Here is a 12,131-nt window from a genome sequence, read left to right as displayed (position 1 = left end):
AACTCAATTAATCAAAATAATACAACAACATGCTTAAGAATTACTTTAAAATAGCTGTAAGGAATATAGCCCGAAGCAAGGCTTATTCTTTCATTAACATAGCCGGTCTTACCCTTGGCATTACCTGCTGTAGTTTACTGTTTTTATTTGTGATGGATGAAATGGCCTATGATTCCATGCACAGTAAGCGAGATCAGATATATCGTGTCATTGAAATAAGTACAGAAGGGGATGAAACGAGATACTTTGGACAAACCACTCCTCAAACAGGTCCGACGCTTGCCTCTGATTATGAGGAAATCTCACAATATACCAGGCTTTTCAGGTTTGGGGGGCACGTAAACTTTTCAATTGGAGATACCAAGTTTGCAGAACGTGAATATTGTTATGCAGACTCCAGTTTCTTTGATGTGTTTGACTTTGAGTTGGTGCAGGGAGATCGTGAGACTGCGCTTTCCAAACCCAATTCCATGATTATAGATGAGGAATGGGCGCATACCTTGTTTGGAAATGAGGACCCTTTGGGAAAGGAAATTGCTTTGGCTCACCGGGATACTTATGTTATCACAGGTGTAATGAAAAAGGTGCCTCAAAACTCACATTTGCAGATCAGGATATTGGTTTCTGTACCTTATTCCGATGAGTTTTTTAGTAAATACCAGACAGACTGGAATACGTATGGAGCCAGCACTTATGTGGTGTTCAATGAAAAAGCTTCTCCATCAGCATTTGCGAAAAAAATACCTGCTTTTGTGGAAAAATACTTTAAACCTGAAGCGAATCGCAACTTTTACCTGCAGCCCTTAAGTGATATCCATTTTGGCTCTCAGAATATTGAATATGGGAGCGAGGCTACTAAGGGGCAAAAAGCTTATATCTACATATTTATGGGTATCGGTATTTTTATGTTGCTCATAGCTTGTATTAATTATATGAATTTGGCCACTGCAAAATCTCTTCATCGAGGGAAGGAAATCGGAATGCGGAAAGTGTCAGGAGCATTGCGTTATCAGCTGATAATACAATTTTTGAGTGAGTCCACATTTATAGCCTTTATAGCTTTGGCATTGTCAATTGGTCTTGTGGATCTTTTACTTCCATACTTCAACGTGTTGACTGATAAAAGTTTTGTGTTTAACACCGAGACCTTTGGAAACATCTTAGCTCTATTATTTCTGATCACTCTGGCTATAGGTTTACTTTCAGGTATATATCCGGCCATAGTGATGTCTAAACTTAGGCCTGCCAATATTCTAAAAGGAAGTATGAGTACAGGTAAAGGAAGCGTGACGTTAAGAAAAGTGCTGGTCGTAACCCAGTTTACTTTATCGATCATAATGATTATTGCCACGATAGTAGCATCCAACCAGATGAAATACATCCAAAATCGTTCTTTAGGTTTTAATAAAGAGCAGCTTCTGGTAGTAGATATCAATAATGGAGAGGTGAGAAGGCGATTTGAAGCCATGAAAAGTGAATTTGCCAACTCCCCCTATATAACGAAGGTGGCAGTATCTTCTCGTGTGCCTGGAGAATGGAAAAACCTCCAGGAAGTGTATGTTAAATCTCAGGGAAATAGCCAGGATTCTATCCGAACCAATTATATTGGATTTGATGAACATATGATTGACGTCTATGAAATGAAGCTGGCTTCTGGTAGTAATTTCACAGGAAATATAGCTGAAGATTCACTTCATGTATTGATCAATGATACTGCGGTTTCAGCCTTAGGCTTGTCCGACCCGTTGGGTAACTATATTCAAATTGGTCAGGGGCAATATAAGGTCATAGGAGTGTTGGCCGATTTCAATTTTGAATCTTTGCACAATGAAATTGCGCCATTGGTGCTCGGATACCGATCCAATGTTTTTCAGCCTATAGATTATTTTTCACTGAAATTTGACCCTGAGCACATGGAGGAGGCTATTGCACACGCTTCTAAGGTGCATAACCAGTTTGATGAAAGTACACCAATTGAATACCACTTTCTTGATGAACAGTGGGAGCAGTTTTACAAGAATGACAAACGCGCTGGAAATATATTTACTATTGGTGCAGGTATCACCATTTTTATCGCATGTTTGGGGCTATTTGGATTAGCCTCATTTATAATCCAAAAAAGAACAAAAGAGATAGGAGTAAGAAAGGTACTTGGTGCGTCGGTTGGAGATCTGTTTTTGTTATTGGCCAAAACATTTATACTTCAGGTACTCCTGGCATTTATTATTGCCATTCCAGTGTCATGGTACATCATGAGTGATTGGCTCAAAAACTTTGCTTTCCGCTTTGAAATGGGCGTTGTGGAGTTTTTAATTGCAGGTTTGGTGGCAGTTGTAATAGCCATTCTATCTGTCAGTTATAGGGTTGTTAAAGCAGCATTGCTTAACCCTGTCAATACGCTAAGAACTGAGTAACAAGCATAAAGAACTACTGAAGTAAATATGTTTCAGTAAAAGGAAATTAAGAAGAGGTTGTTTTAAAGTTTTCCGAATTGTAGAAGTGGGTAGGACTTTTGAAGCAACCTCTTTTTATTTAAGGCCTTTTTTCGTTTTGCAGTTCTTTACGTTTTTTTATCTGTCTTTTTAGTTTATCAATGGTCTCTATTATGCTCTCCCTGAAACTTTCGGATTGATACTCTGCATATAATGCAGGACCGGGTAGAAATAGCTTCATCTCGGCAACCCTGGTTTCACCCTGATCATTTTTAACGTTTTTTAGGTAAATATCTACTCCTGTTATTTGAGTTTCAAATTTTTTTAAATGCTTGATGCGGTCATTAACAAAATCGATAAGTTCCTGATTAGCGTCAAATCCTATGGTTTGAATATCTGTCTTCATAATCTAAAAATGTTTACCCTGTTAGTGCCCTCCTACTTGACTTAAAAGAAGCAGAGTCACCGTGACTACCAGCAGAAAATGATGAGTCAACCCAGGCCGAAGGCGAAAAACCGAGCAACACCCAGCTGCTAAAGCGATAATAATGATGAACAAACAGCTTCTTATAATAAAAGCTAATTGCCAAGTTCGTGCCATCTGTTTTAGGAGAAGCGGAGTCATGTTACTGTAGTTTAGCTGTGGAAATAAAGTCCCTGACTAATAAATATTTCTACAATTAGCCTTAATTTTCAGACATGTTTTGTTTTGTAAATAATGACCTTGTCAGACAGCAGGATGCTAGAATTGGGATTACTGATCTGAGTATTATCAGAGGATATGGCATCTTTGATTTTTTTAGACTTAAGGATAATGTTCCGCTTTTTATTGATGAGCATCTGGATAGATTTTTTATATCTGCAGGGAAAGTATTTGACGAGGTGCAGCTCAAAAGGGGTGAACTTGAGGCCAGGATCAGGCAGTTGATAGAGGTGAATGAAATACCTGTTTCCGGTATTAGGGTTGTGCTTACAGGAGGTTATTCGCCAGATGGTTACAGTATTGGCAAACCTAACCTTATTATCACTCAAGAGTATATTGAATTTCCCTCGGAGGAAAGCTACGGGTTAGGGGTTAAGTTAATAACCTATCCATACCTTAGAGAACTCTCAGAGATAAAGACCATAAACTATATGACCGGCATCTGGATGAGGAAGGAAATAGCCAGGGCTGGAGCGTTTGATGTGCTGTATCATCATAACGGGCTTGTTTGTGAGTTGACCCGGAGTAATTTTTTTATTGTTAATCAGGAAAACGAAATAATAACACCTGATAGGAATATTCTAAGGGGAATCACCAGGAGAAAAGTACTTGGAATTGCCAGGAAGCAGTTTAAGGTATATGAAGCACCGGTTTCCTTAGAAGACTTGAACAGCGCTAAAGAGGCTTTCTTGACAGGTACTACAAAGAAGGTGTTACCAGTAACCCATATAGATGATTTTGTCATTGGAGATGGCAGGGTCGGAGTAATTACAAAGTTGCTGATGCAGGGGTTCAGTGAATTTGAAGATGAATTTTTGAATAAAAATACCTGATATATAGCTGCTTTTACATTCAATAACAGTTTCATTTCTAATCAATTTTTTTGAACAGATTTTATGGACAATATAAAACTAGTTTCTTGGAATATTAATGGTATAAGAGCTATTCTGAAAAAGGATTTTCTGGAAAACATAGCAAAAATGGACCCTGATATATTTTGTCTGCAAGAGACCAAAGCACAGGTAGAAGATGTCAAAACAGTAGCCCAACTCCTACCAGAGTATCATAGTTATATCAACTCTTCAAAAGGCAGAAAGGGGTATTCAGGTACAGCTATATTCTCGAAAAAGGAACCTTTAAATGTGGTGTATGATCTAGGGTATGAAGAGCATGATCAGGAGGGGAGGGTAATTACAGTTGAGTACCATGATTTTTTTCTGGTAAATGTTTATACGCCTAACTCGGGTCAAGGCCTTAATAGATTGGATTACCGACAGACATGGGACGGGGTGTTCTTGAAACACCTCAAAAGTCTTGAGGAGAAAAAGCCGGTGGTTTTATGTGGTGATCTTAATGTGGCGCATCAGGAGATCGATATAGCCAGGGCCAAACAAAATTACAACAAGTCAGCCGGATATACTCAGCAGGAAATCGATGGGTTTAGCAACTATTTGGACCATGGTTTTGTGGATACCTTCCGACACTTCAATCCTGAAGAGGTCAAATATACTTACTGGAACTACATGTTTAACTCGCGGTCCAGGAACGTGGGGTGGAGAATAGATTATTTTCTTGTTAGCTCCAGTATTCTCGATAAGGTAAGCGGTGTAGGTATTCATAACGAATATGAGGGGTCTGATCACTGTCCGGTAGAATTGATGGTCAAACTTATGTGTTAAAACATTCATTGTCAGTATTTTGTATCGATAGATAGTTGTTTGGTATTTTTTGGTTTTACAAAGGCATTATTTTGTTTTTGAAAAAAAAATAAAATAATGTTTTGAGTTTAAACATGCTTTTCCAACATTGCGAGTGTTTTATATTCAATAACCTAAATCCAAATTAAATTATGAAACGATTAAATTCCCTTTTGGTACTGGCAGTATTAGCTAGTGGTATTTTTTTCTCATGTGAGAATGAAAATGTATCTCCTGGTGATGGCGTACCAGAAGAAGTGCTTTCAAAACTTACTCAGTTAGGTTTTAGCATTGATGGTGTGTCTCGATTTGAAGATGGCTACCTGGTAGAAAATGACATCTACTTAACTGCAGAAGATCTTGAAAGAATGAGTCCAGGGAAAGATATTCCTGTTGTAGAGCAGTACAGCACTGATTACCTTGTGAATGGCCCAAGAGTGATCAATGTTTACATGCCTACTGGTAACAAAGGTTTCAGCTCAGGTGAGCAGGCAGGTCTTGATGAAGCTATCAGAAGATACAATGCGGAAAACCTGACTCTATCTTTCCAAAGAGTTTCTACAAGTGGCAATGCCGACATTGTTTTCGAAAGATTGAGTAAAGGAGATGAAAGAAGAGGTGTTCTTGGTTCTGCAGGATTCCCTACTGCTTCTGGTGACCCTTACGGTACAATCAAAATGAGTGGTATCCTTGAGTCGACTTATGGACTTAGCGTTGATGGTATTGCTACTATTATGGCTCATGAAATGGGACACTGCATCGGTTTCCGTCACACTGACTATTTTAATAGAAGTATCAGTTGTGGAGGTTCTGCATATAATGAAGGTGATGCTGGTATAGGTGCAAACCATATCCCAGGTACGCCAACTGGAGCTGACCTTGCAGGAAACGGTTCTTGGATGCTTTCTTGTACAGATGGATCAAGCAGACCATTCACTAATGCTGATAAAACTGCCTTGGATTACTTGTATTAATAATATAGTAACCTATCATTAAGGGCTGCCTTAAATGACTCGAATGATGAGTTGTTTAAGGCAGTTTTTTTATGCCCTTTTGGGAGCCAGTATAGATTATGTGCAATACGGATGGTTTATAGTCACCTGAACCTTCACGAGCTGGCAAAATATTATAGATCGAATTATTATTTTACAATACTTCAATGTTATCTTCTAAAATTTCTAATAATAGTAAAAAAACGGAATAATGTTTTGATTCTTCAAATGAAATAAGAAAATTGTCATAATAATGTTTTTATAACCTAAACCAATTTTATTATGAGAAGACTAAGTTCTATTTTAATGTTGACCGTTTTGGTTAGCAGTTTGTTTTTCGCTTGCGAAAATGAAAACGTAGCACCTGGAGATCAAATACCGGAAGAAGTTTATTCCAGACTTACGCAATTGGGTTTCAGTACAGATGGCTTGACTCGATTTGAAGATGGGTATCTTGTAGAAAATGATATCTATCTCACTGATTCAGATCTTCAGAGAATGAGTCCGGGTAAGGATATTCCTGCGGTAGAGCAGTATAGTACAGATAATCTGGTAAATGGTCCGAGGGTGATTGGTGTTTATATGCCAACCGGAAGAAAAGGTTTTAGCTCAGGCGAACAAGCTGGTCTGGATGAGGCGATCAGTAGATATAATGCTCAAAACCTCACGCTGACTTTCCAGAGAGTTTCTTCAAGTGGAAGTGCAGACATCGTATTCAAAAGATTGAATAGGAGAGATGAGCAAAGAGGTGTGCTGGGTTCTGCGGGGTTTCCTACAGGCTCTGGTGATCCTTATGGAACCATTAACTTAAGCGGTATCCTTGAGTCGACTTATGGGTTAGGTACCGCTGGTATCGCTACCATTATAGCTCATGAAATGGGGCATTGCATTGGTTTCCGTCATACAGATTATTTTGACAGAAGCATTAGCTGTGGTGGCTCTCCATATAATGAAGGTGATGGTGGAGTAGGTGCAAACCACATTCCAGGAACTCCAACCGGAGCTGATACGTCTGGAAATGGTTCATGGATGCTTTCTTGTACTGATGGTTCCAGCAGACCATTTACAAATCATGATAAAACTGCATTAGATTATTTGTATTAATCCAATAGCATAAACAGAAAGTCAAAAGCCATTGGGATTTCCCCAATGGCTTTTTATATTGTACATTTGTGATATTGCTCATGATGGAACGATTATTCAGAAATATGTGTATTAGCGCAGATGCCAAAGAACGTTACATTCGACAGAACTGAAATTATTGGAAAAGTGACAGATCTTTTCTGGAGAAAAGGTTATCACGGTACTTCTATGCAAGATTTGGTGAATGCAACAGGATTAAACCGTTCCAGTCTTTACAATTCTTTCGGCGATAAATTTTCTTTGTTTCTGGAATCGTTAAAGTTCTACCAAGAGCGGGAGCAGACCCTTGCTTTTGCTAACCTATTTAAGGAAAAATCTGTTTATGCAGCTATTAGGTCTTTTTTTTATGCTCTGATAGATAGTATTGAGAGTGATCAGGATCATAAAGGCTGTTATTTGATCAATTGTACGGCAGAGCTCTCTGCGACAGATGAAAAAGTGCAAAAGTTTCTTATAGATAACCAGCTGATGTTGAGACATACATTTGCGGAATTGATTAGGACCGGACAAGATAATGGGGAGATATCAGTTCAAAAAGGTGCTGATGATCTGGCGCTATATCTGTTTTCCAGCCTTCAAGGGCTACGTCTTACGGGGATGCTTACTGATTCCAGAAAGGAGCTTAATAGTGTAGTGGATCAGATCATGATGGCACTGGAGTAAATTTTTTTTTAAATTATTTGAAACGATCGTTTCATTATGCCGTATAATGGAATAATCGTTTCAGATAAAAATCTAGATCATGACAAAATTAAAAGGGAAAGTAGCTGTTATTACCGGAGCAAACAGTGGTATTGGGCTAGCTACTGCTAAGTTATTTGCTAAAGAAGGTGCACGAGTTGTAATTACAGGTCGTAGAGAAGATGCTTTGCTGCAGGCTGCAGCTGAAATTGAAGGAGAAGTATTGCCTGTACTCGCTGATGCTGGCAAGATTGATGATATCAGAAAGGTGATAAGTACCACAGTTGCTAAGTTTGGAAACATCGACATTCTGTTTCCAAATGCTGGTATTGCGCCATTTCAGTCTGTGGAGCAAACCTCAGAAGAGCTTTTTGACGAAGTAATAGGAATTAACCTCAAAGGTCCGTTTTTTTTGGTGAAAGAAGCATTGCCTTACCTTAATAAAGAGGGTGTTGTTGTCTTTAATACTACTATTGCACAAACCAAAGGGTTTGCTCATACGGGGGCATATGTGGCCTCCAAGGCAGGATTAAGGTCACTTGTACGCATTCTCACGACTGAGTTGAAAGAAAAGGGTATTCGTGCTGTGGCAGTAAGCCCCGGGCCAATTGATACTCCTATTTATGGAAAACTAGGTAAATCGGAAGAAGAAGTGCAGCAGATGGAAACCGCTTTTGCTGCCCAGGTGCCACTAGGTAGATTTGGATCGGCCGATGAGGTTGCAAAAACTGTTCTATTCTTAGCGTCTTCAGAAGCGTCATTTGTAAATGGTGCGGAATTGGTCGTAGATGGTGGGCTAAGTATGGTCTAAACTAAACATAAACAGGGATCAGTAAGTGTAGACTGAAATTGGCTGACCATAAAAGCTGTCTGAATTGGGGTAGGGTCATTTTTTCTTAAAACTATGAGCTAGTGATGTATAGTGTGCATCTCATATATTGCGCCCGGCAGTTTACATAACCGTCGGGCTTTTTTTGTTGTAAGTTGTTGATATAATAATTTTTGGATAGGGTGTTTGAGCTGAGAACCAACGTTTTACGATATTTGGTTCTCGATAAGATTTTCTGCTTTGTGGTAGACTATGTCAAGCAGAAGTTTTACTATAAGGGTGTAGCTACATAATGTAGCTGAGGAGGTGAGACTAATTCCACCTCCTTGTTCTATTAGCCATATATTTCATTGAGTATGCCTGCTAGTCTCACGCCAGCCTGAGCCAGCCTTAACTTTACAGTTGACCAGTTTTGGTAGCGGTATTCGTAATTAAGGTTCTTATGCTCCGGAAGGTTATAGACCTGTTTGCGCAGAGCTATTGACTCGTTAGCCCAGTCCCTTACATTGGCAGACTGCCATAGTTTAATTTGCTCTTTGCTCACATTATCCGATATAGTGGATAGCTCGGTATAGCTATATCGTTTAGAATCGATCATTTCACTGTCCCACACCCGGTGCAGGTTAGAACTCTTCCAAAACCATTCTACATCTACTTTGTTACCTCCCATATCATGACCAAATCCAACATGTAAAGGTTGATGTATGTCGCCTATAAGGTGCACAAGCATTTTAAGTTTCTCGGCCTCTTGTTTCTTTGATATGTTGCTTTGCTTTAGCTCTGAGATTAGCCTTTCAATTGTGGCTATTACATCTCCATCGGGATTTTTATCACTTTGTTCATAGGTCTGGCCTTCAGGTATGGTTACCCAGTGCCAGGCATGGGTATGGTCATATGAATCATCAGACTTGATGTCGTCCATCCAGTTACTAACTACGGCTAATGATTCACCACCCAGTATTTCGTTTATTTTTTTCTTGGCTCTTTTGGAGAGGTGACTTTCAGCTATTTGACCTACAGTTCGGTGACCTATCATTCCCCATCCGAAAACGTGAAGTGATACGAACGTACATAAAATTATTACTGCTTTTCTGATCATGTTTTAGGTGTTAGGCTGCAAAGAAAAGCAAAATTATTTATCATGATCCTCATGAAGAACATGTTTATTGATAAAATAACGGATATTATTTAACTGAGGAAGATTGTTTTTCCAGATCAAAGAGGTCGTTAAGTACGTCAATAAGGGTTTCTGCTTCACCTCTCTTGCATGCTGCCTTTAATTGTAGTACAGGCAATTTCATTACCTTTTGCATCATGCTTTTGGTTACCTTATCTACAATCTTAGCCTCTTTGGAGTCTGCATTTTTTAAGTAACGGGCCAATTCCTCTTTTCTGATTTCCTCAAGGGCATTTTTTAGTTTCTTGATTGTAGGAGAAACTACCATTTCCTTTGACCAGTCGTTGAAATCGATTATGGCCTCCGAAATTATTTTTTCCACTTCCGGTATAGAGGCAGTTCTTTTTTCAAGAGCTTCGGAAGCTTTGCTTTGAATATTGTCAATATTATAAACCAGGGCACCTGGAATGTCCTCAATAGCTACTTCTATGCTTCTTGGTACAGACAGGTCTATGAAAAACTTGAAGGATAATATTTCTAATTTTTCAACAACCTCTTTAGTAATGAAGGGCGTCTCTGCTGCTATTGAAGATATAATAACATCAGCATGCTGTATAGCATCTAGGGCTGAATCGAAAGCAACGGTTTTAAAGCCACATTCACTTGCAAGCGCAGTGGCTTTCTCTTCAGTACGGTTGGTGATGGTTACATTGCTGATTTTTGAATCTACAAGGTTTCTGCATACATCTTTACCAATTTCTCCCAGTCCCAATATCAAGACACGAGGATCTCTGATTTCAGAAGTAATGTCTTCTATTAACTCTTTGGTAGCATAAGAAACACTAGCTGCTCCATCTCGGAATGCGGTTTCCTGAACCACTCTTTTGTTAGTAAAGAATATAGTGTGCATCAGTCGATGAAGGAACGGTCCAGCCATATCTTCATCAGCACTCCACTGGTATGCTTTCTTTACCTGATTTGATATTTGTAAGTCACCAACAACTTGAGCTTCAAGCCCCATAGCAACTTTAAAAAGTCGCTCAACAGCGTCACTGTGATTTTTATAGGAAATGAAATATCCTGATATAGGAGAGTCTATTTCTTTGATCAGACTAATACCTTGTAAGATCTCTTTGGTAAGTTCTTTCTTACAGCTATAGTAGATTTCGGTGCGATTACATGTTGATAATACTAAGACATCAACTGCCTGAGTAAACTCACTCATGAATTTCATTAAACGTTTGGCATGAGTTTCATCTAGTGCCAACTTCTCCCTGATTTCAAGTGGGGTATTCTTAAATGATAAGCCGAGTACCTTAAATGTTTCCTGCATCACTATAATTTACGCCTGCAAATTTAATTAGTATCCAATTACTTTGAAAATTAGTCTAGCTATTTATATCGTTTTCAAATAGTAACCACAAATGTATCATGTCATTTGAGGCAAAAATATGATTCCGATCAGTTTTATAACTTATTTTCCTCACCCCCTACGGAAAAAAAATCCAGTGGGTTGGCTTTTAGTTAATTAAAAGAATCATTATACATTGCTCAACTGTTTTAATAATGATAAAGTTTCAACTTTGGCTACGTAGAGTATTTGGGATATCGAAATCAGAATCAACGGGGTTGCTTATATTTCTGCCTTTAGTGTTGTTCTTAATTTTTGTTCCGTCAATAGTGAGAAAGTTTCGTAATGATGCAATTGATCTGAGTGCTGAAGAGCAAAGACTAAACAAATTGATAGCACAAATGGAGATTGACACTGCTCAACAGCAGCCTGTGCAATTTACCTATCAACTGTTTGACCCCAATAATGTTTCCAGGTATGAACTTGAATTAATGGGAGTGACCAAAAAAACAGCCTCCAACTGGCAGAAATATCTGACCAGTGGGGGCAGATTCAACACTACAGAAGATATTAAAAAGGTTTACGGGTTGACGGAAGAGACCTTTGACAGGATCAAGGGTTATGTAAATATTAAGACAAAGGCTAAAAGAGAAGCAAGGCAACTTCCTGAAAAAGTGCTTACTGCTCCTGAAAAGGTTGCTTTTACCTCAGTTGAGAGAAGTAAATTCAGGCCTTTCGATTTGAATAAAGTTGATACTATCACCTTGAAACAATTGAGGGGAATAGGATCCGTACTTTCTAAAAGAATAATTAGATTTCGGGAAAGCCTGGGAGGGTTTGTGAACAAAGATCAGTTGAATGAGGTCTGGGGTTTGAATGAAGTAGTTCTTAAACAACTGGATACACTTGCCTACCTAGATCCATCTTTGTCTGATATTCGTTATTTGCAAATTAATGAGGCTACTGAGTACCAGTTAGCCAGACATCCTTACCTCTCTAACAAACAAGCGAGTGCGATTGTTGCCTACAGGTATCAGCATGGTAAGTTTCACCAAGTCAGTGACTTGTATAATATCCATAGAGTGGATTCGTTAGTTATTGCTAAAATTTCTCCCTATTTGGAATTTTGAGCCTGATGGCACGTTACCTTGCTCAGAATATGTGTTGGGTTTTATTTCATAAATTT

11 protein-coding genes are annotated in these 12,131 nt (G+C 38.7%); 8 read left to right on the top strand and 3 right to left on the bottom strand.

Annotated features, from left to right (window positions below):
• Nucleotides 1–29: 29 nt before the first annotated feature.
• Nucleotides 30–2,414 carry an ABC transporter permease gene (locus tag JMN32_RS01160; protein WP_202854437.1) on the top strand — a complete coding sequence of 795 codons (2,385 nt, stop codon included), beginning with the start codon at nt 30–32 and terminating at the stop codon, nt 2,412–2,414.
• A 118-nt stretch (nt 2,415–2,532) separates the two neighbouring features.
• On the opposite strand, the gene hpf is transcribed toward JMN32_RS01160, so the two are convergent.
• Nucleotides 2,533–2,838 (bottom strand): ribosome hibernation-promoting factor, HPF/YfiA family, encoded by a 306-nt coding sequence (hpf, locus tag JMN32_RS01155; RefSeq protein WP_202854436.1) that lies wholly within the window; start codon nt 2,836–2,838, stop codon nt 2,533–2,535.
• A 293-nt stretch (nt 2,839–3,131) separates the two neighbouring features.
• Here hpf and JMN32_RS01150 point away from each other — a divergent pair, with 293 nt between their 5' ends.
• The 6 genes from JMN32_RS01150 to JMN32_RS01125 all read left to right on the top strand — a co-directional run bounded on the left by JMN32_RS01150 (nt 3,132) and on the right by JMN32_RS01125 (nt 8,459).
• The gene (locus JMN32_RS01150) at nt 3,132–3,968 is read left to right on the top strand and encodes an aminotransferase class IV (RefSeq protein ID WP_202854435.1); all 837 of its coding nucleotides are present in this window, start codon (nt 3,132–3,134) and stop codon (nt 3,966–3,968) included.
• A 63-nt stretch (nt 3,969–4,031) separates the two neighbouring features.
• Complete coding sequence (locus tag JMN32_RS01145; protein WP_238354302.1) at nt 4,032–4,814, top strand: exodeoxyribonuclease III; 783 nt, start codon at nt 4,032–4,034, stop codon at nt 4,812–4,814.
• Between the two features lie 170 nt (nt 4,815–4,984).
• Entirely contained in the window at nt 4,985–5,806 is an 822-nt protein-coding gene (locus JMN32_RS01140) for a M57 family metalloprotease (RefSeq protein WP_202854434.1), read from the top strand.
• A 300-nt stretch (nt 5,807–6,106) separates the two neighbouring features.
• Nucleotides 6,107–6,928 (top strand): M57 family metalloprotease, encoded by an 822-nt coding sequence (locus JMN32_RS01135; protein ID WP_202854433.1) that lies wholly within the window; start codon nt 6,107–6,109, stop codon nt 6,926–6,928.
• 120 nt (nt 6,929–7,048) lie between these two features.
• Nucleotides 7,049–7,630, top strand: a complete 582-nt coding sequence (locus JMN32_RS01130; RefSeq protein WP_202854432.1) for a TetR/AcrR family transcriptional regulator — start codon at nt 7,049–7,051, stop codon at nt 7,628–7,630.
• 79 nt (nt 7,631–7,709) lie between these two features.
• Nucleotides 7,710–8,459, top strand: a complete 750-nt coding sequence (locus tag JMN32_RS01125; protein WP_202854431.1) for an SDR family oxidoreductase — start codon at nt 7,710–7,712, stop codon at nt 8,457–8,459.
• A 352-nt stretch (nt 8,460–8,811) separates the two neighbouring features.
• Here JMN32_RS01125 and JMN32_RS01120 read toward each other — a convergent pair whose 3' ends face one another.
• A complete protein-coding gene (locus tag JMN32_RS01120; protein ID WP_202854430.1) occupies nt 8,812–9,576 on the bottom strand; it encodes a S1/P1 nuclease in 765 nt (254 codons plus the stop codon).
• Nucleotides 9,577–9,661: 85 nt separating this feature from the next.
• Nucleotides 9,662–10,927: a glutamyl-tRNA reductase gene (gene hemA, locus JMN32_RS01115; RefSeq protein ID WP_202854429.1), complete on the bottom strand. Its 1,266-nt coding sequence runs from the start codon at nt 10,925–10,927 to the stop codon at nt 9,662–9,664.
• A gap of 233 nt (nt 10,928–11,160) precedes the next feature.
• On the opposite strand from hemA, the gene JMN32_RS01110 reads away from it, so the two are divergent.
• Nucleotides 11,161–12,075: a ComEA family DNA-binding protein gene (locus tag JMN32_RS01110; RefSeq protein WP_202854428.1), complete on the top strand. Its 915-nt coding sequence runs from the start codon at nt 11,161–11,163 to the stop codon at nt 12,073–12,075.
• The last annotated feature ends 56 nt before the right edge of the window (nt 12,076–12,131 follow it).

The organism is Fulvivirga marina, assembly GCF_016775155.1.
Lineage (GTDB): Bacteria > Bacteroidota > Bacteroidia > Cytophagales > Cyclobacteriaceae > Fulvivirga > Fulvivirga marina.
Note: the sequence above shows the minus strand (reverse complement) of the source record. Positions and strands in the feature narration are given on the sequence as shown.

Excerpts from the sequence above, each read along its gene's own strand:
- JMN32_RS01125 (WP_202854431.1), top strand. The coding sequence starts at position 7,710 with ATGACAAAATTAAAAGGGAAAGTAGCTGTTATTACCGGAGCAAACAGT.
- JMN32_RS01150 (WP_202854435.1), top strand. The coding sequence starts at position 3,132 with ATGTTTTGTTTTGTAAATAATGACCTTGTCAGACAGCAGGATGCTAGA.
- JMN32_RS01130 (WP_202854432.1), top strand. The coding sequence starts at position 7,049 with ATGCCAAAGAACGTTACATTCGACAGAACTGAAATTATTGGAAAAGTG.
- JMN32_RS01120 (WP_202854430.1), bottom strand. The coding sequence starts at position 9,576 with ATGATCAGAAAAGCAGTAATAATTTTATGTACGTTCGTATCACTTCAC.
- JMN32_RS01110 (WP_202854428.1), top strand. The coding sequence starts at position 11,161 with ATGATAAAGTTTCAACTTTGGCTACGTAGAGTATTTGGGATATCGAAA.
- JMN32_RS01160 (WP_202854437.1), top strand. The coding sequence starts at position 30 with ATGCTTAAGAATTACTTTAAAATAGCTGTAAGGAATATAGCCCGAAGC.
- JMN32_RS01135 (WP_202854433.1), top strand. The coding sequence starts at position 6,107 with ATGAGAAGACTAAGTTCTATTTTAATGTTGACCGTTTTGGTTAGCAGT.
- hemA (WP_202854429.1), bottom strand. The coding sequence starts at position 10,927 with ATGCAGGAAACATTTAAGGTACTCGGCTTATCATTTAAGAATACCCCA.
- JMN32_RS01140 (WP_202854434.1), top strand. The coding sequence starts at position 4,985 with ATGAAACGATTAAATTCCCTTTTGGTACTGGCAGTATTAGCTAGTGGT.
- JMN32_RS01145 (WP_238354302.1), top strand. The coding sequence starts at position 4,032 with ATGGACAATATAAAACTAGTTTCTTGGAATATTAATGGTATAAGAGCT.
- hpf (WP_202854436.1), bottom strand. The coding sequence starts at position 2,838 with ATGAAGACAGATATTCAAACCATAGGATTTGACGCTAATCAGGAACTT.